Here is a 25,895-nt window from a genome sequence, read left to right as displayed (position 1 = left end):
CAGGTGGCCGAGGGCATCAAGGTGTATCGCCTCGACTTCGATCTGGCCGCCGAGCCTGAGGCGGCGCGGCAACTGCTGACCCCGGCCGAGCGCGCCAAGGCCGACAGGTTTGCAAGAACTGCCGACCGGGTGCGCTTTACGGAAAGCCGCGCTGCGCTCCGAAGCTTGCTTGCGGAGCGCGTGGGCTGCGAGCCGGCCGAAGTGCCGCTTGCATCGAGCGCGTACGGCAAACCGTATATCGAGTTCGCCGCCGGTGCTGCGCCGCTGTTCAATCTCTCGCATTCGGGTGCTCACGCGCTCATCGTTCTGGGCGATGCGCGCACGGTGAGCGAGGTGGGCGTCGACATCGAAGAGTGCAGGGCCGAAGTCGACGTGGAGGCTATTGCATCACTGGCTTTCAGCGATCGCGAATTCGATGAAGTGCGCAATGCCGCCGATCGGCCGCGCGCTCTCTACAGCCGTTGGGTTGCGAAGGAGGCGGTGCTGAAGGCCGTCGGCGTTGGCGTGGCCGAGCACCTGAAATCCATCGGCATCCATTTGGAGGCGGAGGGGCGGATCGCCCTCGAATCTGCCGTTTCTGGATGGACAAATTTTCAAGCCGTGGCGCTCCAGGCGCCGCCCGGCTATGCAGCCGCCCTCGCGTGGCGCGCAAAGGAATCGACATGACTGAAATGCCGCAAAAGGCAAACACGCAGCCGAAGAATTTCGTGACGCATTTGCGCACGCTCGCGAGCACGCGGCCGGACGACATCTGGCTGACCGTGGCTGGCACGGTGAACGGCGAATTGCATGAAGAGCCGATCAGCTATGGCGTGTTCGAGCGCCGCGTGCGCGCACTTGCGGCGCGGCTCCAGCAGCAGTTGGCCAAGGGCGAGCGAGCGCTCATCATGCTCGACAACGGCGACCATTACGCGGTGTGCATGCTGGCCTGCTTCTACAGCGGCGTGATCGCGGTGCCCGTGTTCCCGCCCGAGTCGATGCGGCCGCAGCATCTTGCGCGGCTCACCGGTATTGCCACGGATTCGCAGGCCCGCTGCGTGCTGACCTCGGCCGCCGTTTCTCACGCGATGAATGCAGCCAGCGAGTTTGCCGATGCGGAAATCATCGCTGTCGATGCGGTGGACGCGGCGCTCGCCGATGCGTGGACACCCTTCGACCCCGTCGACGGCGACATTGCATTCCTGCAATACACCTCGGGCTCGACCTCTGCGCCCAAGGGCGTGATGGTGACGCACGGCAACCTGGTTGCCAACGAAATCGCCATGACGCACGGCATGGACGTGAGGCCGGAAGACAAGTTCGTCTGCTGGGCGCCTCTCTATCACGACATGGGGTTGATCGGCGGGCTGCTCCTGCCGCTCTTCAACGGCATTCCGCTGGTGCTCACTTCGCCAGGGTACTTTCTCGAGCGCCCGGTGCGATGGCTCGAGCTGATCTCGCGCCACCGCGCCACCCATAGCGGCGGGCCCGACTTTTCGTTTCGCCTGTGCCTGGAGCGCGTGAACGATGCGAGGCTTGCGCAACTGGATCTTTCGAGCTGGCGCGTGGCCTACACGGGCGCGGAACCGGTGCGCGCGGACACCGAGACGGAGTTCATCGAACGCTTCGCGCCCGCGGGATTCGACCCCGGCGCGGCCTATCCTTGCTACGGCCTCGCGGAGGGCACCCTGTACGTGACCGGCAGCGTGCGCGGCGGCGGCATGGTGGCACGCACCTTCTCTTCCGATGCCCTGGCACAAGGAGCCGGCATGCCGGCCGGCGAAGGCACGGTGCTGGTCGGCTGCGGCGTGGCGGCGCCGGGCCATCGCGTCGAGATCGTCGATGTAGAAACGCTCTCGCCCGCGGCACCTGGAAAGATCGGCGAAATCTGGACCAGCGGCCCGAGCATCTGCCTCGGCTACTGGGGCAAGGAGCGCGAGACGCGCGAAACCTTCGTGGAGCGTGACGGCGAGCGCTGGCTGCGCACAGGCGACCTCGGCTTCATGCACGAGGGCCAGCTCTACGTCACCGGGCGGATCAAGGACCTGATCATCGTCCGCGGCCACAACATCTATCCGCAAGACATCGAGCGGCTCATAGAGGCCGAGGTCGACGCGGTGCGCAAGAGCCGCGTCGCCGTCTTTGCGGTGCAAGGCGCGGACGGCGAAGGTATCGGCGTTGCTGCCGAGGTGTCCCGCAGCATGCAGAAGCTGGTGCCGCCGCAGGCGCTGGTCGATGCGCTGGGCGCCGCGGTCAGCGAAGTGTTCGGCGAACCGCTCTCCGTGGTGCTGCTGCTCAACCCAGGCGGCCTGCCCAAGACCACCAGCGGCAAGCTACAGCGCAGCGCCTGCCGCGCGGGCTGGCAAGACGGCACGGCCGACGCCTATGCGGTTTACCAGTACGGCACCTTCGTGCGAGGCGGCCCCGCCGAAGCGGCCATCGAAGCGCCGCTCGACGAGGTCGAAATGGCGCTCTCCGCCATCTGGCGGGAGGTCTGGAAGCATGGCGACGATCGCCCGCTCGGGCGCGATGCGCACTTTTTCAACCGGGGCGGGAGCTCGCTCACCGCCACGCAGGCAGCATCGCGCATCTCGGCGCATTGGCAGATCGACTTTCCGGCGCGAATGCTGTTCGAGCAGCCGCGCCTGCAGGCGTGCGCAGCGGCCATTCGCCAACTGCAGGCGCAGGGCCTGCGCCCGCAGCACGCGCCGCTGCCGGTGCTTTCGGCAGAGCGCCGGCTGTTGCCGATGCCGCTTTCGCACGCACAAGAGCGCCAGTGGTTCCTTTGGCGGATGGACCCGCAAAGTGCGGCGTACCACGTGAGCGGCGCGCTTCGCCTCACGGGAGCGCTCAACGCCGATGCCTTGCGCGCCGCGGCGGACGACCTCGTTGCACGCCACGAATCGCTGCGCACGGTGTTCAGCGCCGCGGCCGATGGCAACGCGGAGCAATGGATAAAACCTGCCGGTGAGTTGCCGATGGCGCTGCTCGACTTGCGCAGCCTCGATGCCGGCGAGCGCGGCCGGCAACTGGCGGAACAAACACGGCGCCTCAAGGCCGAGCCCTTCGACCTGACGCAGGGCCCGCTGCTGCGCGCTGCGCTGATCCGCACTGCCGACGAGACCCATGTGCTCGCAGTGGTGATGCACCACATCATTTCCGATGGCGCCTCGATGCAGTTGCTCATCGATGAGTTGGCCGCGGGCTATGCCGCGCATCTGGGCACGGAGCCCAGACGCTCGCCCGCGCCGCGCGTCCAGTACGCCGACTACGCACTCTGGCAGCGCGACTGGCTTGCGGCAGGCGAGGGCGAACGGCAACTGGCCTGGTGGCGCGCGCAACTCGGCGACGCGCATGAAGTGCTGGACTTGCGCACCGATCATCCGCGCAGGCCGCAGGCCGGCTACAGCGCGGCGCGGCATGCCTTCGAACTGCCGGGCAGCCTGCTGGCCAAGCTTCGCGGCCTGGCCGACGCGCAAGGTGCCACGCTCTTCATGGTGTTGCTCGCGGGTTTCCAGTCGCTGCTGCACCGCTACACGGGGCAGCAGGACATCCGCATCGGCGCGCCGATTGCCAACCGCAACCGCATGGAAGCCGAAGGCGTGGTCGGGCTGTTCGTCAACACCCTGGTGCTGCGCAATTGCATTCACGGCCGCCTGAGCGCATCGCGCGTGCTGGCACAGGCCCGCGAGGCCGTGCTGGGCGCGCAGGCCAACCAGGACCTGCCTTTCGAGCAGCTGGTGCAGGCGCTGCAACCCGAGCGCAGCCTGAGCCAGACGCCGTTGTTCCAGGTGATGTTCAATCACCTGTTCGAGGACTATCGCGCATTCTCGAAACTGCCCGGCATCGCGGCAGAGGACCATGCATTGCCCGATCTCGCGGCCCAGTTCGATCTCACGCTCGAAGCACGCGAAAGGCCCGAAGGCCAGCTGTCGCTGTCGGTGATCTATGCGGCTGAGTTGTTCGAGCCGGACACCATCGAGCGCATGGCCGGCCACTATGTCGCCGTCCTGCAGGCAATGGCCGACAAGCCCGATCAGCCGGTAGGCGACATCGAACTGCTCGGTGCTCCCGAGCAGGTGCGGTTGGCGCAGTGGGGTGTGAACACGCACCGCGAGCCGCAACCCGAGCCCGTGCACCGCATGATCGAGCGACAGGCGCGAACGCAGCCCGATGCCACCGCAGTGCTCTTCGCCGACGAGTCGCTGAACTTCGCTGAACTGAACCGCCGGGCCAACCGCCTTGCGCATCGGTTGATCACGCTCGGCGTCAAGCCCGAAGTGTTGGTGGGCATCGCGATGGAGCGTTCCGTCGAGATGGTGGTGGCGATCCTCGGCGTGCTCAAGGCCGGCGGCGCCTATGTGCCGCTCGATCCGGAATACCCGGCGGAACGCCTGGCCTACATGGTGCAGGACAGCGGCATCGGGCTGCTGCTCACGCAGTGCAGCCTTGCCGATTGCGTGGCCGACCGTCGCGCATTGACCGTGCTGGAAGTCGACGCTGCCAACCTCGACGGCGAGCCCGACAGCGATCCGCACGTTGCCCTGCACATCGAGAACCTTGCCTACGTCATCTACACCTCGGGCTCCACCGGCAAGCCCAAGGGTGCGGCCATACGCCACGGCGCGCTGCACAGCTGCATGGTGTGGATGCAGAACATCTACCGCCTGACGCGCGATGACACCGTGCTGCACAAGGCGCCGTTCGGTTTCGACGTGTCGGTGTGGGAGCTGTTCTGGCCGATGACCTCAGGGGCGCGGCTCGTGGTGGCCAACCCCGGCGACCACCGGGACCCGTCCCGACTGGTCGAACTGATCCAGCGCCACCAGGTCACTACGCTCAACTTCGTGCCTTCGATGCTGCAGGCCTTTCTTGCGCACCCGGGCATTGAAGCCAGCACGCGCCTGCGCCACATTATTTGCGGCGGCGAGGCAATGCCGGCCGAAACGCAGAAGGAAACGCTTGAGCGCTTGCACGGCGCGGGCCTGCAAAACCTCTACGGCCCCACCGAAACCACCATCCACGTCACCCACTGGGCCTGCCGCAATGACGACCAAAGCCAGGTGCCCATCGGCCGGCCGATCAGCCACACCAGCACCCATGTGCTGGATACTGACCTGAACCTCGTGCCGCAGGGCGTTGCAGGCGAGCTGTACCTGGGCGGCATCAGCCTGGCCCGGGGCTACCTGAAGCGGGCCGGCCTGAGTGCGGAGCGCTTCGTGGCCGATCCCTTCGACAGCGAAGGCGGCGGAAGGCTCTACCGCACCGGCGATCTCGTGCGATGGAACGCCGAAGGGCAGCTGGAGTACCTCGGCCGCATCGACCATCAGGTGAAGATCCGCGGCTTGCGCATCGAACTCGGCGAGATCGAGGCACAGCTTCTCGCGCAGCCTGCCGTGCGCGAAGCCGTGGTCGTGGCGAAGGACGGCCCGGCCGGCGTACGCCTCGTGGCTTACCTCGCGGCGCATGCGGATCACATCATCGACACCGCCGCGCTCAAGGAGCGCCTTGCACAGGTGCTACCCGACTACATGGTCCCGCGTGCCTTCGCCGTGCTCGATAGCCTGCCGCTCAACGCCAACGGTAAGGTCGATCGCAAGGCGCTGCCGGAGCCTGTGTTCGCCAGCGAGCTGGCCTATGAAGCACCGCAAGGCCACGTGGCGCAGACCTTGGCCGGCGTCTGGTCCGAGGTGCTGAAGGTCGGGCAGGTCGGGCAGCACGACAACTTCTTCGATCTCGGCGGCCATTCGCTGCTGTTGATTCGCGCGCATCGCCTGCTGGAAGACCGGCTGCAGATTGCGATTCCGGTTGTCAACCTTTTCAAGTACCCCACCATCGAATCGCTCGCCCGTTGGATCGAGCAGGCACCGGCCGGCGCCGCGTCGTCCGCGGCCGCTGCCGCAGCTGGCGACGACCGGGCGCTGCGCCAGCGCGCCGCCATGCTTCAACGCCGCAAGGCGGCAGAGAGAGTCAATTGATGTCCAACTTCAGCGCTACCTCCCAGGAACTCTCCGAAGCTACAGGCATCGAGATCGCCATCGTCGGCATGGCCGGTCGCTTTCCGGGCGCCGACGATGTGGATGCTTTCTGGCGCAACGTGCAGGGCGGTGTCGAGTCGGTGTCCCGCTTCACGGACGACGAACTGCGTGCGCGCGGCGTGCCGCAGACCCTGCTGGACGACCCCGAGTACGTGAAGGCCGGCGTCAAGTTCGAGGGCTTCGACCAGTTCGACGCCGGCTTCTTCGGCTACACGCCGCGCGAAGCCGAGACTCTCGATCCGCAGCAGCGCGTCTTCCTGGAGTGCGCCTGGGCGTCGCTCGAGCACGCAGGCTGCGACACCGCGCGCTGGCCCGGCAAGGTCGGCGTGTATGCGGGCGAGGGCACCAACCTGTACCTCATCCGCAACCTGCTTCCGTCGTTCGGCCTTGGCGCGGAGAGCGGCATTGCTGACCTGCTGGGGCTGATGAACGGCAACTCCGGCGGTTCGCTCTGCACGCGCGTGGCCTACAAGCTCGACCTGCGCGGCCCCGCGGTTACCGTGCAGACCGCCTGCTCGACATCGCTCGTCGCAGTACACACCGCGTGCCAGGCCCTGTTGGGCCACGATTGCGACATGGCCCTGGCCGGCGGCGTGTGGCTCAACCTGCTGCAGGAAGGCGGCTACCGCTATCAGTCCGGCGCCATCCTTTCGCCCGACGGCCACTGCCGCGCTTTCGATGCAAAGGCCGCGGGCACGCTCATCGGTAGCGGCGCGGGCGTGGTGGTGCTCAAGCGGCTGGACGATGCGCTTCGCGACGGCGACACCATCCATGCGGTGATCAAGGGCTCGGCCGCCAACAACGACGGTGCCGGCAAAGTGGGCTTTACAGCACCCAGCGTGGACGGGCAGGCCGAAGTCATTCGCGCGGCCCAGCTCATCGCCGGCGTGGCGGCAGACACCATCGGCTATGTGGAAGCGCACGGCACCGGCACCACGCTGGGCGACCCGATCGAGATGGCCGCACTCACCCAGGCGTTTCGCGCCGATACCGAGCGGCGCGGCTTCTGCGCCATAGGCTCGGTAAAGACCAACATCGGCCACCTCGACGCGGCCGCCGGCGTGGCAGGGCTCATCAAGGCGACGATGGCGCTCAAGCACCGCGTGCTGCCGCCAAGCCTCAATTTCGAACAGCCCAATCCGCAGATCGATTTCGCGGCTAGCCCGTTCTACGTGAACACCGAAGCGCGCGCCTGGGCCGAGGGCCGCGTGCCGCGCCGTGCGGGCGTGAGCTCCTTCGGCATCGGCGGCACCAACGTGCACGTGGTGCTCGAAGAAGCGCCGGCCGTCGCAGCGAATGCGGCAAGGGCGCCGGCCTGGCAGGTCCTGCCCCTGTCGGCAAAAAATGAAACGGCGTTGGCGCAAGGCCGAACGCAACTTGCGGCGCACCTGCAGGCACAGCCCGCACTGGCCTTGCACGACGTGGCGCACACCTTGCAAACCGGGCGCCGCACCTTCGCATGGCGCAGCGCCGTGGTCGCAAGCGATACGCAGATGGCCGCGCAAATGCTGTCTTCGCCAGGCGCCACCTTCCGCAAGGCACCGGCCTCCGCGCCCGAGGTGGTGTTTCTCTTTCCGGGCAGCGGCAGCCAGCATGCCTTCATGGGCGCTGCGCTCCACAGCGAAAGCGCCGTGTTCCGCGCGGCACTCGATCGCTGCATCGACTTGCTGCGCACGCAGAGCGGCATCGACCTGCAGCCGCTGCTTTTTCCGGCAGCGGATGAAGAAGCATCGGCTAACGATCGCCTGTTCCACATCGAGGTCGCGCAGCCAGCGCTTTTTGCCGTCGAATATGCACTGGCGCAATGGTGGCTGCACCGCGGCGTGAAGCCCGCGCTGATGATGGGGCACAGCCTTGGCGAATACGTCGCAGCTTGCGTGGCCGGCGTGTTCTCGCTGGAAGATGCGCTGCGCATCGTCGCGCAGCGTGCGCGCCTTGTGCAGGTGCTGCCGGCCGGTGCCATGCTCTCGGTGCCGCTGGCCGAATCCGAACTCGCGCCTTTCCTCGAGATGGGGTGCGACCTTGCGGCGGTGAACGGAGAACAGCTCTGCGTGCTGGCCGGCACGCCTGAATCCATTGCGCGCGCTGAAGAAGAACTGCGCGCGCGCCAGCATTCGGCGCGCCGCCTGCATGTTGCCGTGGCGTTCCATTCGCGGCTCGTCGATCCGGCGGTCGCCGCGCTGGAGCAGCTGATTGCATCGGTGCCGCGCCATGCGCCGCGCATTCCATTCATCTCCAACCTCACCGGCCTGCCGATCACTGCGCAAGAGGCCACCAGCCCCGCATACTGGGGCCGGCATCTGCGCAACACGGTTCGCTTTTCCGAAGGCCTGGGCTACATCTTCAGCAAGCCCGGACGCGCCGTGCTCGAAGTCGGCCCCGGCGAAACGCTGGCCGGGCTCGCCCGCCAGCATCCGGGCGCCAGCTCGGCCGCGGGCATCTGGGCCAGCCAGGCCCATGCGCAGCAGACCGTGCGCAACAGCCAGCAATTGGCAAATGCGGTTGCGGGCCTGTGGAGGGCCGGCGTCGACATCGACTGGGCTGCGAACCAGGAGGGCGGCCAACGCCGCCGCCTGCCTCTGCCGACCTATGCCTTCCAGCGCCAGCGCTACTGGATGGAGCCGGGCAAGGCTGCACCGCCTTCTTCGCCAAACGCAGACGCCGAGATTCTTTATGCACCCCACTGGCAGCGAAGCACGCCGCCAGCGCCCTCCGAAAAACTTGCTGAGCGAACAGGCAGCACGCTCATCCTGGGCGATGCCGACAGCTTCACCGACCGGTTCGCACGCACACTGCGCGAGCGCGGCGAACAGGTGGTGCTGGCATTGCGAGGCCCGTGCTTCGCGCGCACCGCGCCGCGGCAATACACCCTGCGGCAAAACGTGCGCGCCGACCATGAAGCGCTGCTGCGCGAAGTGGAGGCCGAGGCAGGCCCGGTGCGGCACATCCATCACCTGTGGAGCCTTGACGGCGGCCGGCCCGCGCCGCCGCATGCGGACGCTTTGGAAGCCGGCTACTTCAGCCTGCTCGCACTCGTGCATGCACTTGACGCCCTGGGCTTGCCGGGCCGTGCTCCAACGGTGCTGACCATCGTGACCGATGGCCTGGAGGACGTCTCCGGCACCGAGGCGCTGGTGCCCGCGAAAGCAACCCTGCTGGGCATAGCCAAGGTCGTGGGCCAGGAATATCCGTCGGTCTCCTGCCGCGTGATCGACGTGGTGCTGCCTGCGCCGGAAAGCGCTGCCGAAAGCGATGTGGCGCGTCGCGTCGCCGACGAGGCGGTGTCTGCGAAAGACGATTTCGTGGTGGCCTATCGCGGGCCGCACCGTTGGCTCAAGAGCTACGAGCCGTTGCCCAAGCAGGCCGCCACGCCGCGCCTGCGCGAAGGCGGTGTGTACCTCATCACCGGCGGCATGGGCGGTGTAGGCCTTGCGCTCGCACGGCACCTGAGCCGCGCATGGAAGGCACGCCTCGTGCTGCTCGGCCGCACGCCGCTGCCCGCGCGCGGCGACTGGGAGCGCATTGCCGTGTCGTCCAGTGAGCCCGCTGCACTGCGGCGCAAGCTGCGGCAGCTGATCGAACTCGAAACCACCGGCGCGCAGGTGTTGACGGTCGCGGCGGACGTGACAGACGCCGAGCAACTGCGCGATGCCCTCGCGGCGGCGCATGCGCGCTTCGGCGCCGTCAACGGAGTGGTTCACGCGGTGATGGACCCGGGGCTCGGCATGATCGCCCAGCGCACCCGCGCCCAGGTGGAAGCGGCGTTCGCCCCCAAGGTGGCGGGCACGCGCGAGCTGCTTGCCGCCCTGCGCGAAGAGCCGCTGGACTTCGTGCTCTTCTGTTCTTCCATTGCGACGCTCGCCGGCGGGCTGGGCCGCAGCGACTATGCGGCTGCCAATGCCTATCTCGATGCACTCGCGGCAGCGCATCGCCGCACATCGGCGCTGCCGGTGTTCTCGGTCAACTGGGATGCGTGGCGCGATGTGGGCTCAGCGGCCGACATGGACCTGCCGGAAGGCGTCGGCCTGGACGAGCGCACCGGCGTGCTCGCCTTCGAACGCATCGTCAACGGCCCCGACCTGCCGCAGACGGTGGTGTCCGTTTCGGCTCTCGCGCCGCGCCTTCGTCCGTTGGGCAATCTGCTGGATGCGGTGGAGGCTCAGGATGCAGCGGGCGCCCCATCGGTGGTATCGGTGGGCGAAGCCCGTGCCAGCCATTCACGCCCCGCGCTGCCCACCGCGTATGCCGCGCCTGAAGGCGAACTGGAAGAAGGCCTGGCTGCGCTGTGGACCGAGGCACTTGGCATCTCGCCCGTGGGCGCGCACGACAACCTGTTCGAACTCGGCGGCGATTCGCTGCTGGCCATTCGCCTGCTGTCCCGCGTGCGCAAGGCCTATGGCGTCGAGCTGCAGCCTGCCGATTTCTTCAAGGCGCCGACCGTGGCCGAGTTGGCCGCGTTGATCGAGCTGCGGCTGATCGAAGAGATCGAGCGCGAGGCCGAGGCCACCGCAGACCCACAACCGGCAATAGACCGCATCACCGCAAGTTTTTCATCATGAGCGAGACATCTCACCTTTCCGAACGTCGCGCGCGCCTGTCGCCCGAGCAGCTGAGACTGCTGCAAAGCCGGGTGAAGCAGGGCGGCAATGCGGCACCCGCGCGCGAGAGCATCGTGCGCGGCCATAACGCCGGCCCCGCCTCCGTTTCCTTCGCGCAGCAGGGCCAATGGTTCCTATGGCAGCTGAACCCCGCCAACACGGCGTACCACGTCGGCGGCGGGCTTGGTTTTTCAGGCCCGCTCGATGTTGCGGCGCTGCAGGCTGCAATGCAGTCGCTCGCCGAACGCCACGACGCATTGCGAACCGTGTTCGCTTCCGGCCCTGAAGGCCTGCCGGAGCAGCGCATTCTGGAACACGTTTGCATCGACATTCCTTTCGCCGATCTCAGTGTGCTCGATGCGGCCGAGCGCGAATTCCGCTACGACGAAGCGGTGGCCCGGGTCTGCCGCACGCCTTTCGACCTGACGGCCGGCCCCTTGCTGCGTTGCGCTTTGCTGAAGATGGCGGAGGGCGAGCACCAGCTGCTGCTCATGATGCATCACATCATTTCCGATGCATGGTCCGTCCAGCTCATGCTGGACGACCTTGCGCAGGCATACGCCTTGCGAATGCAGGGCCTGCCGGACACCCGAGCCCAGCCCGAGATCGGCTATGTCGACTTCACACTGTGGCAGCGCAAGTGGCTCGAAGAAGGCGAGGGCGAACGGCAGCTCGCCTACTGGCGCAAGCGCCTCGGCGCGGGCCAGCCGGTGCTGGCGCTGACCACCGACCGGCCGCGTTCCGCCGAAGCCCGCTACAGCGCCGCGCAGCATTCGCTCGACATACCGGCCGGCCTCGCAGAGGGGCTCAGGCAGCTTTCACGTGCGCAGGGCGGTACCTTGTTCATGGTGCTGCTCACGGCCTTTCATGCGCTGCTGTTCCGCTACACGGGCCAGAACGAAATTCGCGTCGGCGTGCCCGCCTCGGGCCGCGGCCGGCCGGAGACGGCGGGCGTCATCGGCGTCTTCATCAACACACTGGTGCTCGATGCGCGCCTTGCCGCGCAAACCAGCCTGGCGGATCTCCTGGCGCAGGTTCGCGACACTTCGATCGAAGCGCAAGCCCACCAGGACCTGCCATTCGAACGCCTGGTGCAGGCCCTGCGCGCGGAGCATGGGAACGGCGCCGCGTCGCTGTTTCAGGTGATGTTCAACCACCTGGGGCAAGGGGACCAGCCGCTGCGGGGCTGGCCCGACCTGAGCGTGCGGCGCATCGACCTGGAGCAGCGCGCCGCCCCCTTCGAGTTGACGCTGGAAACCATCGAGCGCGAAGACGGCGGCATTCGGGCCAACTTTCGCTATGCGGCCGAACTGTTCGAGCCGGGCACCATCGCGCGCATGGCGGGCCATTACCAGCGCGTGCTCGAAGCGCTGGTAAAGCTGCCGGCAGCGAAGCTTGGCGAGCTGGAGCTGCTCTCCGACGCAGATCGCGCCCAACTCGCGCAGTGGGGCGTCAACACGCATCGCCGCGGCGAAGCGCAAACGGTGCATCGCATCATCGAGCAACAGGCGGCAGAAATTCCCGATGCCGTTGCCCTGGTTTTCAACGATGAAGTTCTGAGCTACGGCGAATTGAACCGCCGGGCCAACCAACTGGCACACCGGCTGATGCAAGAGGGCGTTCGCCCTGAGGTAAAGGTCGGAGTGGCGCTGGAGCGCAGCATCGAGCTGGTGGTCGGCCTGCTCGCAATCCTCAAGGCGGGCGGCGCCTATGTGCCGCTCGACCCGGAGTACCCCGCGGATCGCATTGCCTACATGGCCCAAGACAGTGGCCTTGCGCTGGTACTGACGCAAGAGCGCCTGAAAGAGCGGCTGCAATTGCCGGCCGGCGTACCCAAGCTCGTGCTCGACACGCTGGATCTTGGCGGCTACCCGCAAGCCGACCCGGCGGTGGCGCTCGACAGCGACAACCTGGCGTATGTGATCTACACCTCGGGTTCGACCGGCAAGCCAAAGGGTGCGGCCAACCGCCATGGCTCGCTCTACAACCGGCTGGTGTGGATGCAGCAGGCCTATGCGCTGGGCGAAGCGGACACCGTGCTGCAGAAAACGCCGTTCAGCTTCGACGTGTCGGTGTGGGAATTCTTCTGGCCGCTGATGTTCGGCGCCAGGCTGGCCGTAGCCAACCCCGGCGATCACCGCGAACCGGCGCGGCTCATGCAGCTGATTCGCGCGCATGGGGTGACCACGCTGCACTTCGTGCCATCGATGCTGCAGGCCTTTCTTGCCCACCAGGGCGTGGAGGCTTGCACCAGCCTGCGGCGCATCGTCTGCAGCGGCGAGGCCTTGGCCGCAGAAGCGCAGAACGAAGTCTTCAGGCGATTGCCGCAAGCGGCGCTCTACAACCTGTACGGCCCCACCGAGGCCGCCATCGACGTGACGCACTGGAGCTGCCGCGACGACGGGCGCAACCAGGTGCCGATCGGCCGGCCGATCGACGACACGCAAACCTATGTGCTCGATGCCGAAATGAACCTGGTGCCACCAGGCGCCGCGGGTGAGCTTTACCTGGGCGGCGCCGGGCTTGGGCGCGGCTACGTGCGCCGTGCCGCGCTCACTTCCGAGCGCTTCGTGGCCGACCCTTTCGACAGCGAAGGCGGTGCAAGGCTCTACCGCACCGGCGACCTGGTCCGCTGGAGCAGCGAGGGCCAGCTCGACTACCTGGGCCGCATCGATCACCAAGTGAAGATCCGCGGATTCCGCATCGAACTGGGCGAGATCGAAGCGCAACTGCTTGCCCAACCCGAGGTGCGCGAGGCCGTCGTCGTGGCAACCCAAGGCACGGGCGGCGCGCGGCTCGTGGCCTATGTGTCGGCGCAGGCGGAGCACGCCATCGATGCGACGCGCCTGCGCGAACAACTCGGCCGCGCGTTGCCCGACTACATGGTGCCGGCGCTCTTAATGGTGCTGGAAACACTGCCGCTGAACGCCAACGGCAAGGTCGACCGCAAGGCGCTGCCCGAACCCGAGCGCGCGAGCGCACGGGCCTACGAGCCGCCGCAGGGCGGCAGGGAAGAAGCGCTCGCAGCCATATGGGCCGAGGTGCTCGGCGTGCAGCGCGTGGGCCGCCACGACAACTTCTTCGAACTCGGCGGGCATTCGCTCATGTCCGTGCAGGTGGTCGCCCGGGTGCAGGGCGCCATGCATGCGGACCTCACGGTCTCCGATATTTTCAGGCAGCCGGTTCTCATGGACATGGCTGCGCTCATTGCCGATGCCGGCGAAAGGAAACCCGTGGCCCAGTCTCTTTCGGACATCGACGCCTTCATGGACAGCCTGGAGATCGCTTGATGGACATCACGGCCACGCACGACCAGATCGGCAAGCGCTTTTCGCGTCTCAACCCGGCGCAGCGCCGGGCGGTGTACCAGAAGATCCGCGCCGAGGGGCTGACCATCGGGCAGTTTCCGATTCTCCAGCGCGACGAGGCAGCGCGCGTTGCCTGCGCGCCCTCGTATGCGCAGATGCGCCAATGGTTTCTCTGGCAATTGGAGCCGGGCAGCTCGGCCTACCATATCTCGGGCGCGCTGCGGCTCCAGGGCACGCTCGACCGGGACGCGCTGCAGGCGAGCTTCGATGCCCTGATCGAGCGGCATGAAGCGCTGCGCACGGTGTTCCGCGCGAATGCCGAAGGCCTTGTCGAGCAGGTGGTGCAGCAGCGTGCGGGGCTGGACATTCCGCTGATCGACCTGGCTTTGCTCCCGGCCGGCGAGCGCGATGCGAGGGCGGACGAAGAAGCGCGGCGCATCGCCGAAACTCCCTTCGACCTGACCGCCGACCAGCTGCTTCGCGTGGCGTTGATTCGCCTTCATGACGAGGAGCACTTGCTCGTCGTCGTGATGCATCACATCGTGTCCGATGGCTGGTCGCTCAAGATTCTCGTGGACGAGTTTGCGGCTCACTACCGTGCGCGCGCCAACGGGCAGCCGGCGCGATTGCCGGCGTTGCCAATCCAGTATGCCGACTACGCCGTATGGCAGCGCCACTGGCTGGAGGCCGGAGAGAAAGAGCGGCAACTCGATTACTGGAAGGCGCATCTCGGCACCGAGCACCCGGTGCTGCAGCTGCCAACGGACCACCCGCGGCGCAGCGACGGCCGGTACCGCGCGGCGCGCCATGACGTGGCGTTGCCGCAGCAACTGGCCGACGCGCTGCACAAGCGCGCACAGGCGCAGGGTGCAACGCTCTTCATGGTGCTGCTCACGGGGCTGCAGGCGCTGTTGCACCGCTACACCGGGCAGCAAGACATTCGCATTGGCGTGCCCATTGCCAACCGCCACCGGGTGGAGGCTGAAAAGGTGATCGGCTTCTTCGTCAACACGCAGGTGCTGCGCAATGTGCTGACCAGCCGCACGAGCCTGCTGCAGGCATTGGAAGCCACGCGCAATGCAGCGCTCGGTGCCCAGTCGCACCAGGACCTGCCTTTCGAACAGTTGGTGGAAGCCCTGCAGCCTGAGCGAAGCCTGGGAACCGCGCCGCTATTCCAGGTGATGTTCAGCCACCAACGGCGCGACCTTCGCGCACTCGAAAACCTGCCGGGGCTTAGCCTGCAAGACCATGAACTGGGCGGCCAGGCTGCGCAGTTCGAACTCACGCTGAGCGTCATCGAAGACGCCCAAGGCCGAGCGCAGGCCAGCTTCCATTACGCGCAGGAGCTGTTCGATGCACAGGCCGTGGCCCACATGGCGGGGCACTACCTGGCCGTGCTCGGCGCGCTGGCCGCCAACCCCGGCCAGGCGGTCGGCGACATCGACCTGCTCGCGCCAGCGGAGAAAGAGCGGCTTGCGCAATGGGGCGTCAACGCACCCGCAGGCCAGGGCAGCGAGCCGGTGCACCGGCTCATGGAGCGGTGGGCGCATGAGCGCCCCGATGCCGCGGCGCTGCTGTTCGGCGACGAAGCATTGAGCTACGGTGAGCTCGACCGCCGCGCCAATCGCCTGGCCCACCGGCTCATTGGGTTGGGCGTGAAGCCCGACACGCGCGTCGGCATTGCCGTGGAGCGTTCGTTCGACATGGTGATCGGCCTGCTCGGCATCCTGAAAGCCGGCGGTGCCTACGTGCCGCTGGACCCGGAGTACCCCGCGGACCGGCTGGCCTACATGGTCGCCGACAGCGGCATCGACCTGCTCGTGACGCAAAGCCATGTGAGGGCACGGATTCCGTCCGGCGAGCATGTGCGCGTTCTGCAGCTCGACACGCTCGACCTCGAAGCCGAGCCCGCGCATTCGCCCGCCGTTGCGGTGCATGCCGGCAATCTCGCCTACATCATCTACACCTCGGGTTCGACCGGCATGCCCAAGGGCGTGATGGTTTCGCATGGCCCCTTTGCCGCCCATTGCGTTGAAACGGCTGTGCTGTACGAAATGGGGCCGCACTCCCGCGAACTGCACTTTCTGTCGTTCTCCTTCGACGGCGCGCATGAGCGCCTCTTCACGGCCCTGTGCTGCGGCGCCTCGCTGCTGTTGCGCGACGCTTCGCTTTGGACCGCCGAGCAGACGCTGGACGCGATGCAGCGCCACGGCGTTACCAACGCGGGCTTTCCGCCCGCCTACCTGCGGCAGCTGGCCGACTGGGCGCGCGACACCGGCCGTTGCCCGCCGGTGCAGCTGTATTCCTTCGGCGGCGAGGCCATGTCGCGCGAAGGCTTCGATGCCGTGCGCCGGCACCTGAAGCCCGAACTGCTGATCAACGGCTACGGGCCTACCGAAGCGGTCGTCACGCCGATGCTGTGGAAGGTCGATGGCGCAGCGAGCTTCGAAGAGGGCTATGCGCCCATCGGCCGGCCCGTGGGCGACCGCAGCGCGCGCGTGCTCGATGCAGACCTCAACCTGGTGCCGCGCAATGTTGCCGGCGAGCTGTACCTTGGCGGTGAGGGGCTTGCGCGCGGCTATCTGCACCGCGCCGCACTCACCGCGGAGCGCTTCGTGGCCGACCCCTTCGACGCGAAGGGCGGGCGCCTGTACCGCACCGGCGACTGGGTGCGCTGGCGCGACGACGGCCAGCTCGAGTACCTGGGCCGCATCGACCACCAGGTGAAGGTGCGAGGTTTCCGCATCGAGCTTGGCGAGATCGAGGCGCAACTGCTGGCCCGGCCCGAGGTGCGCGAGGCCGTGGTCGTCGCGCGCAGCGGCCCGGCCGGCGCGCGGCTGGCGGCCTATGTGTCGCTGAAGGCCGGGCAGTCCATAGGCGCGGCGGCATTGAAGGAGCAGCTCGCGCGCGCATTGCCGGACTACATGGTGCCTTCGGCCATCGTGGTGGTCGATGCGCTGCCGATCGGCCCCGCCGGCAAGGTCGATCGCCAGGCCCTGCCTGAACCCGAACTCCTGCAGGACGACAACGCCTATGAGGCGCCGCTCGGCGAGGCTGAAGAGGCGATTGCCAAGGTATGGTGCGGCGTGCTCGGACTTGAGCGGGTGGGCCGCAACGACAACTTCTTCGAGCTGGGCGGCGACTCCATCCTGAGCCTGCAGATCGTGGCGCGGCTGCGCCTTGCGGGCTGGAAGGTGAGCCCCAAGCAGATCTTCGAGCGGCAGACCGTGGCGCAGCTTGCAGGCGCGGCCGAACCCGTTGGCGATGCAAAGCGCACGGCTGCCGGCGATGCGGCAGGCGAGGCGCCCCTGCTGCCATTCCAGCACGCGTTCTTCGAGATGCAGATGCCGGTGCGCAACCACTGGAACCAGGCCGTGCTGCTGAAGTGCCGCGAGCCCTTGCAGGTGGCCGCATTCCGGCAGGCATTGCTGGCCGTGGTGCGGCACCACGACAGCCTGAGCCTGCGCTACAGCCAGGACGCCGAAGGCGCATGGCACCAGCACTACGCGGCAATGTCCGAAAACGAACTCGCCGAACTGCTGTGGGTGCGCAAGGCACGCGATGCGGGGCAGCTCGAAGCGCTCTGCGACGAAGCGCAGCGCAGCCTCGACCTGGCGCGCGGTCCCCTGCTGCGCGCGCTCGCCGTCGAGTTGCCGGACGGCGAATTGCGTCTGCTGCTCGCCATTCACCACATGGTGGTCGACGGCGTGTCGTGGCGCATCCTTCTGGAAGACCTGCAGGATGCGTATCGCCAAAGCCTCGCGGGCCAAGCCGTTGCGCTGCCCGCCAAGAGCAGCAGCTACAAAGACTGGACGACCGCATTGCAGGGCTACGCCGCAAGCCACGCCGACGGAATCGGCCATTGGGCGGCACTGGTGGATGCCCACGCCAACCTGCCGTGCGCTCATCCCTATGGATCGAACACCGCAGCCGACCAGCAGACCCTCGAAGTGCGGCTGGACACGGCGACGACGCAGACGCTGCTGAAGGACGCGCCCGCGGCCTACCGCACCCAGGCCAATGACCTGCTGCTGACAGCGCTCGGCCGTGCGCTGTGCGCATGGGCAGGCCATGACAAGGTGCTGGTCGATCTTGAAGGCCATGGCCGCGAAGACCTGTTCGGCCACATCGACCTGTCTCGCACCGTCGGCTGGTTCACCACGCTGTTTCCGGTTGCGCTCGATCCGCTGGGTGAACCCGGCGCTGCCATCAAGCGCGTGAAGGAAAGCCTGCGCGCCATTCCCGACAAGGGCATCGGCCACGGCGTGCTCAAGTACCTTGGCGACCCTGCGCAACAACAGGCGCTGCGGGCGCTGCCCAGTGCTCAGGTGGTGTTCAACTACCTGGGCCAGTTCGACGCCGGCTCCGATGAGCGCACGCACTGGCTGCTGGCCGACGAGGCGAGCGGCGCCCCGGTGGACGGCGGCGCACCGCTGACGCACGAGTTCACGGTCAACGGACAGGTGCACGAAGGCGTGCTGGCGCTGCGCGTGAGCTACAGCCAGGCCCGCCACGACCGCGGCGCCGTCGAAGGCTGGGTGCAACGGTTCCAGCAGGAGCTCGAAGCGCTGGTAGCGCATTGCACCAGCGGCGCACATGGCGTCACGCCCTCGGACTTTCCGCTCGCCCGCATCGGCGCGCAGCAACTCGATGCCCTGCCGGTGCCGCTTTTCAACCTGGCGGACCTGTACCCGCTTTCGCCCATGCAGGCGGGCATGCTGTTCCATACCTTGTACGCACCCGGCGGCAGCGCCTACGTCAACCAGCTGCGCGTCGACATCGACGGGCTCGATGTCGCGCGCTTCAAGGCCGCATGGCGTGCGGTGCTGCAGCGGCACGACGTGCTGCGAACCGGCTTCCTTGTGGGCGAACCAGCCTTGCAATGGATCGCGCGGCATCTTGAGCTTCCGATGGCGGAGCATGACTGGCGAGACCGCGCCGACGCCGCCGGTGCGCTCGACGAACTGGCGCAAGCGCAACTCGCGCAGGGCTTCGACCTGGCGCAGCCACCGCTGATGCGCTTCGTGCTGGTGCACACGCAGGGCGGCAAGCACCATTTCGTCTGGACCATGCATCACCTGCTGCTGGACGGCTGGAGTACCTCGCAGCTGATGGGCGAAATGCTGCGGCACTACGCCGGCGAAGCCCTCGCAGCGCCGGGCGGCCGCTATGCGGACTACATCGCCTGGCTGCAGAAGCGCGACGGAATGGGCGACGAGCGCTATTGGCGCGAGCAACTGGCGCGCATTGATGGGCCCACGTGGCTGGCCAACATCCTGCCCAAACCGCGCGACGCGCGCACGGGCCACGGCATGCATCGCTGCGAGATCGACGCGCAGCGCACCCGCGCGCTGGCAGAAGCGGCCAAGCGCGAGCGCGTGACCCTCAACACGCTGGTGCAGGCCGCATGGGCGTTGCTGCTGGCGCGCCATACCGGGCAGCGCACCGTGAGCTTCGGCGCCACCGTGGCGGGCAGGCCGGTGGAGCTGCCCGGCGCGCAGCAGATGCTGGGCCTGTTCATCAACACGCTGCCGGTCATTGCCACGCTTGAGCCGGCGCAGCGCGTGGGCGACTGGCTGCGCGAACTGCAGGCGCGCAACCTCGGCGCGCAGGAGCACGAGCACACGCCGCTCTATGAAATACAGCGCTGGGCGGGGCAGGGCGGGCAAGACCTGTTCGACAGCATCGTGGTGTTCGAAAACTACCCGCTCGACCAGGCGCTGAAGCAGGGCGCGCCCGACAGGCTGCGCTTCGGCGAGGTGTGGAACCGGGAAGAGACGAACTACCCGATGACGCTCTCGGTCAACCAGGGCGAGACGCTGATGCTGAGCTACAGCCACGCGCGCAACCAGTTCGGCGATGCGCTCGTGCAGACCCTGGCGCGCCGCATGGAGCAACTGATCGGAATGCTCGCGGCATCGCCCGGTGCGCTTGTGGGCGACATCGGCCTGCAGGACGAAGGCAAGGCGGCGCTGTCGCCGGCCCGACCCGTGGAGCCCCTGCATGCCGCCGACGTCGCGCAACCCGTGCACCGCTGGTTCGAGCGGCAGGCGGCCTTGCATCCGGACGCGACGGCGGTGGTCTTCGGCGATGAAAGCCTGAGCTACGCGAAGCTCGACGCACGCGCCAACAAGGTCGCGCACCGGCTCATCGGTCTTGGCGTGGCGCCCGAGGTGAAGGTGGGCATCGCGGTCGAACGCTCCATTGAAATGGTCGTGGGGCTGCTCGGCATCCTGAAGGCCGGCGGCGCCTATGTGCCGCTCGACCCCGAGTACCCCGCCGATCGCCTGGCCTACATGATCGAGGACAGCGGCATTCGCCTGCTGCTCACGCAAAGCCATGTGCAGCCCGGGCTTGCGCTGCCGGGCGATGTGCGCGTGCTGGCGCTCGACGATGCCAGCCTGGATGCGGCACCCGCGCATGCGCCCGACGTGCCGGTGCATGCGGACCATCTCATCTACGTGATCTACACCTCGGGCTCCACCGGCCGGCCCAAGGGAACGCAGCTGACACACCGCAATGTGGCGCGGCTGCTGGACTCGACGCAGCCCTGGTTCGGTTTCGGCGCGCAAGACGTGTGGACGAACTTCCACTCGTACGCCTTCGACTTCTCGGTGTGGGAAATCTTCGGTGCGCTGTGCACCGGCGGCAAGCTGGTGGTGGTGCCGTTCTGGGTCAGCCGCTCGCCCGACGATTTCGTGGCGTTGCTGCGCAAGCAGCAAGTCACCGTGCTGAACCAGACGCCGTCTGCTTTCCGGCAATTGATTCACAGCGCGGCGCTCGCTGCGGGCGACCGGCTGCCGCTGCGATGCGTGATTTTCGGCGGCGAGGCGCTCGAGCCGGAGAGCCTGCGGCCGTGGATGGATCGCTTCGGCGACCGGCAGCCGCAGCTCATCAATATGTACGGCATTACCGAGACGACCGTGCACGTGACCTACCGGCCGATCGTGCGCGCCGACCTCGACGAACAGAGCAGCCCGGTGGGCGCCTGCATTCCAGACCTTGGCATGTGGGTGCTCGATGGTGACCTCAACCCGCTGCCCGTTGGCGTGGCGGGCGAGCTCCATGTTTCGGGTGCGGGCCTGGCGCGCGGCTACCTCAATCGCGCGGGGCTCAGTGCGGACCGTTTTGTGGCCGCGCCCTTCGGCCCTGCGGGCGGGCGGCTTTACCGCACCGGCGACCTGGTGCGCTGGCGCGGCGACGGCCAGCTCGACTACCTCGGCCGCATCGACCACCAGGTGAAGATCCGCGGCTTCCGCATCGAGCTTGGCGAGATCGAGGCGCAGTTGCTGGCGCAGCCCGAGGTGCGCGAGGCGGTGGTGCTGGCAAAAGAGGGCGCGGGCGGCACGCGGCTCGTGGCCTATGTGTCCGCGCTCGCGGGCCAGGCGGTGGATGCCGCAATGCTGCGCGAGCGGCTGCTGCAGAAGCTGCCGGACTACATGGTGCCCGCGGCGCTGATGGTGCTCGACGCCGTGCCGCTGAACTCGAACGGAAAGGTCGACCGCAAGGCGCTGCCCGATCCGGAGATTGCCGGCGGCGGCGCCTATGCAGCGCCGGTGGGAGAGGTGGAGAGCGCACTCGCCGCCATCTGGTCCGAAGTGCTCGAGGTGGAACGCGTGGGCCGGAGCGACAACTTCTTCGAACTGGGAGGCCACTCGCTGACCCTGTTGGCCGTGCAGGCCAAGGTGCAGAAGCAGCTTGCGGTGCAGTTGCCGCTCAAGCGCTATTTCGAAAACCCGACGCTGGCCGCAATGGCCGGCGCCGTGCAGGAAGAGGTCGGCACAGCCACGGCCGCGGGCTCGGAAGACCTCGCGCAGATGGCCGCGATGCTCGACCTTCTGGAGGATTGATGGAGATCGACAAGAACAGCATTGCGGACCGCTTTGCGCGCCTGCCCCGCGAAAAACAGAAAGCGTTTCTCGGCCTGCTGCAAAAGCAGGGCGTGGACTTTGCCAGGCTGCCCATCGTGCCCTTGCCGGCCGGAACGAAGGCCGAACTTTCTTATGCGCAACTGCGCCAGTGGTTTCTTTGGCAGCTGGACCCGAAGAGCACGGCGTATCACATCTCCGGCGCGCTGAAGCTGCATGGGGCGCTCGACGTCGATGCGCTGAAGAACAGCTTTGCGGCACTGCTGGAGCGCCACGCGTCGCTTCGCACGGTGTTCAGGCCGGATGCGCAGGGGTTGTGCGAACAGGTTGTGCAGGAGCGTGTGGATCTCGACATCGCGGTGATCGACGTGGCCCACGGGCCCGGCGATGCGGAGGCGCGTGCGCGAGAAGAAGCCCGCCGCCTGAGTGTGACGCCTTTCGACCTCACAACGGGTCCGCTGATGCGGGTGGGGGTGATCCGGGTTGCACCGCAAGAGCACGTGCTCGTGCTGGTAATGCACCACATCGTTTCCGACGGCGGCTCGCTGCATCTGCTGGTGGGCGAGTTCGTCGCGCAGTACCGTGCGCGGGTGCTCGGCGACCGGGTGGACCTGCCGCCCCTGCCGATCCGCTACATCGACTACGCGGCATGGCAGCGCAACTGGCTGGAAGCCGGTGAAAAAGACAGGCAGCTTGCCTACTGGACCGAGCGCCTGGGCACCGGCAATCCGGTGCTGCAGCTGCAGGCGGACCACAGCCGCAGGCCGAACGGCCACTACACCGCGGCCAGGCACGGCGTCGATCTTGCGCCGGAGCTGGTGCAGGCGCTGCACAAGCGCGCGCGCACCGGCGGGGCGACGCTCTTCATGGTGTTGCTGGCGGCTTTTCAGGCGCTGTTGCACCGCTACAGCGGGCAGCAGGACATTCGCGTGGGCGTGTCGGTGGCCAACCGCCATCGCGCGGAGACCGAAGGCATCATCGGGCTCTTCGTCAACACGCAGGTCATGCGCAGCACGGTCGAAGGCCGCATGAGCCTGGCGAAGGTGCTCGCGCAGGCGAAGGAAGCCGCCATCGGCGCGCAGGCGCATCAAGACTTGCCTTTCGAACAGCTGGTGGACGCGCTGCAGCCCGAGCGCAGCCTGAGCGTGAACCCGCTGTTCCAGGTGATGTTCAGCCACGACCGGACCGACTCCCGCACGCTGAAACAGTTGCCTGGCCTGGCGCTCGAAGACTATGCGCTGGCCGCACCGGTGGCGCAGTTCGAACTGGTGCTGAACACCAGCGAAGATGCCGATGGGCGCTTGCATGCGAGCTTCATCTATGCGTCGGAGTTGTTCGAGCCCGGCACCATCGAACGCATGACCGCGCACTATGTCGCGATGCTCGGTGCGCTGGCTGATGACGAAGGGCGTTCGGTGGGTGACATCGCCCTGCTCGGCGCCCCCGAGCAGGCCCAGCTCACCGCCTGGAGCGTGAACCCCCACCGCGAGCCGGCTTCCGAGCCCGTGCACCGCATGATCGAGCGCCACGCCCGCCACCAGCCCGATGCCACGGCGGTGCTCTTCGCCGACGAGTCGTTGAGCTTCTCTGAACTGAACCGCCGTGCCAACCGCCTCGCGCACCGCCTCATCGCCCTGGGCGTCGGCCCCGAGGTGCTCGTGGGCATCGCCATGGAACGCTCCGTCGAGATGGTCGTCGCCATCCTGGGCGTGCTCAAGGCCGGCGGCGCCTACCTGCCGCTGGACCCCGATTACCCCGCCGAGCGCCTGGCCTACATGGTGCGGGACAGCGGCATCGAGCTGCTGCTGGCGCACCGCGCCACGCGCGGCTGTCTCGACGACCGCAGCAGCCTGACGACCCTCGAGATCGACAGCCTCGACTTCAGCGGCGAGTCAGAGGCGGATCCGCAGGTCGCCCTGCACGGCGAGCACCTCGCCTACGTCATCTACACCTCCGGCTCCACCGGCAAGCCCAAGGGCGCCGCCATCCGCCACCACGCCCTGCACAGCTGCATGGCCTGGATGCAGCGCACCTACGGCCTTACCCGCGAAGACACCGTGCTGCACAAGGCTCCCTTCGGCTTCGACGTGTCGGTGTGGGAGCTGTTTTGGCCCCTGACCGCCGGCGCCCGCCTCGTGGTGGCCCAACCCGGCGACCAGCGAGATCCGGCCCGGCTGGTTGCGCTCATCCAGCGCCACCACGTCACCACCCTGAACTTCGTGCCCTCCATGCTGCAGGCCTTCCTGGCGCACGAAGGCATCGAGGCCAGCACCCGCCTGAAGCACATCATCTGCGGCGGAGAGGCCATGCCCGCCGAGACCCAGAAGGAGACCCTGCAGCGCCTCAGTGGCGCCACGCTGCAGAACCTGTACGGCCCCACCGAGACCACCATCCACGTCACGCGCTGGACCTGCAGGCTGTATCCCGATGACAGTGGCCAGAGCCTCGTGCCCATCGGCCGGCCGATCACCGACACCCAGGCCTATGTGCTCGATGCCGAGCTCAACCTGGTGCCGCGCGGGGTGGCCGGCGAGCTGTACCTGGGCGGCGTGAGCCTGGCGCGGGGTTACCTGAAGCGGCCCGGCCTGAGTGCGGAGCGCTTCGTGGCCGATCCATTCGATAGCGAAGGCGGGGGGCGGCTCTACCGCACGGGCGACCTGGTGCGCTGGAACGCCGAGGGGCAGATCGAGTACCTGGGGCGCATCGACCACCAGGTGAAGATCCGGGGGCTGCGCATCGAGCTGGGGGAGATCGAGGCGCAGCTGCTGGCGCAGCCCGAGGTGCGCGAGGCAGTGGTGGTGGCCAGGGAGGGGCCGGGCGGTGCGCGGCTGGTGGGCTATGTCTCGGTGCATGCCATGCAAGCCGGGCAGACCATCGACACCGCGGTGCTCAAGGAGCGCCTGGGCCGGGTGCTGCCCGACTACATGGTGCCGCGGCTGATCGTCGTGCTCGATGCCTTGCCGCTGAGTGCCAATGGCAAGGTGGAGCGCAAGGCGCTGCCGGAGCCTGTGTTCGCCAGCGAGCTTGCGTTTGAAGCGCCGCAAGGCGATGCCGAAGAGGCGCTGGCTGCCATCTGGCGCGAGGTGCTGGGCGTTGCGCACGTGGGGCGCGGCGACAACTTCTTCGAGCTGGGCGGCGATTCGCTCCTGAGCCTCAAGCTCATCGCGCGCATTCGCAAGCAGCTGCCCGGCGGCAGCCACCTGGGCCTGGCCGATGTGATGCAGGCCGCAAGCCTGCGTGAGTTGGCCGCGCGCGTGAACCAGCGGGCCGAGAGCGCGAACGACGCCGTGTGCCTGCATGCCGGCGGTGCGGGCGTGCCGCTCTTCTGCCTGCCCGGTCTCATCGTCAACTCGCGCGAGTTCCAGCCGCTCGCGCGCGCAGTGCAGGGCGACCGGCCGGTGTATGCCTTTGTGAGCCATGTCTACACGCGCAAGCGCTGGCGCGGTTTTGCCATTCGCGAGCTCGCGGCCGAGTATGCGGATTTCATCGTCAAGACTGCCACCGGCGGCCGGTGCGCCTTGCTGGGCTGGTCGCTGGGCGGCGACCTGGCTTTCGAGGTGGCGCGGCAACTGCAGGGCCGCATCGAGATCGTGTTCTTCGGCGCGGTCGATGTGTTCGAGTCGGAGCCGATGGTTCCCCAAGGCAGCTTGACGCCGGCGCAGCGCGCGCAGGCCAACGAGGTGCTGGCAGCCTGGCTTGCAAAGTCGGACATGGCGGCGCAATGGAAGGAGCTGTTCGCCCGCATGACCGATGCAGAGCAGGCCTGGGTGGCCGAGCAGCTGCTGGCCCCAACCTGGGTGTCGCCGCTCGACGGTGCCGGCGACGAAGCTTATGAGTATCTTCTGTGGGCCACGCTCGACAGCCGCGTGCAGTCCGCGCACTACGCCCGCTGCGCGCAGGCCAGGACCGACCTGCCCGTGGAGGTGTTCCACGCCGAGCGCTCGCTGCATGCGCCGGGTGTGCTGCGCCGCTGGCCGGAGCGCGCCCGCGTGCTCTCGACCGAGGTGGTGCCGCGCACCGGGCACCTGGACATCATCCGCGACGCGCAGTTCGGCGCCACTGTAAAGAACCGCCTGCTGGCGCTCGACGCGGCCTAGCGGCTAG

At 67.7% G+C, this 25,895-nt stretch carries 6 protein-coding genes; all 6 read left to right on the top strand.

The genetic code is table 11. From position 1 onward, the window contains the following. Window positions 1-3: 3 nt before the first annotated feature. The 6 genes from V9L21_RS10625 to V9L21_RS10600 are packed head-to-tail and all read left to right on the top strand — an operon-like array spanning window position 4 to window position 25,888. The gene (locus tag V9L21_RS10625) at window positions 4-666 is read left to right on the top strand and encodes a 4'-phosphopantetheinyl transferase family protein (RefSeq protein ID WP_337311628.1); all 663 of its coding nucleotides are present in this window, start codon (window positions 4-6) and stop codon (window positions 664-666) included. Further along, a complete protein-coding gene (locus V9L21_RS10620) occupies window positions 663-5,957 on the top strand; it encodes an amino acid adenylation domain-containing protein (RefSeq protein WP_337311626.1) in 5,295 nt (1,764 codons plus the stop codon). The genes V9L21_RS10625 and V9L21_RS10620 overlap by 4 nt, the downstream gene beginning before the upstream one ends. Continuing rightward, on the top strand, window positions 5,957-10,576 hold the full coding sequence (locus tag V9L21_RS10615; RefSeq protein WP_337311625.1) for a type I polyketide synthase: 4,620 nt from the start codon (window positions 5,957-5,959) through the stop codon (window positions 10,574-10,576). Before V9L21_RS10620 ends, V9L21_RS10615 begins: the two co-directional genes overlap by 1 nt. After that, window positions 10,573-13,905 (top strand): amino acid adenylation domain-containing protein, encoded by a 3,333-nt coding sequence (locus V9L21_RS10610; RefSeq protein WP_337311623.1) that lies wholly within the window; start codon window positions 10,573-10,575, stop codon window positions 13,903-13,905. The genes V9L21_RS10615 and V9L21_RS10610 overlap by 4 nt, the downstream gene beginning before the upstream one ends. Further along, window positions 13,905-21,773 (top strand): amino acid adenylation domain-containing protein, encoded by a 7,869-nt coding sequence (locus tag V9L21_RS10605; RefSeq protein WP_337311621.1) that lies wholly within the window; start codon window positions 13,905-13,907, stop codon window positions 21,771-21,773. Before V9L21_RS10610 ends, V9L21_RS10605 begins: the two co-directional genes overlap by 1 nt. Then, window positions 21,773-25,888, top strand: coding sequence for an amino acid adenylation domain-containing protein (locus V9L21_RS10600; protein ID WP_337311619.1), 4,116 nt, complete (start codon window positions 21,773-21,775; stop codon window positions 25,886-25,888). The genes V9L21_RS10605 and V9L21_RS10600 overlap by 1 nt, the downstream gene beginning before the upstream one ends. Window positions 25,889-25,895 lie beyond the last annotated feature (7 nt).

The organism is Variovorax sp. CCNWLW235, assembly GCF_037204085.1.
Classification (GTDB): Bacteria; Pseudomonadota; Gammaproteobacteria; order Burkholderiales; family Burkholderiaceae_C; genus Variovorax.
This window is presented reverse-complemented; position numbering and strand designations above follow the sequence as displayed.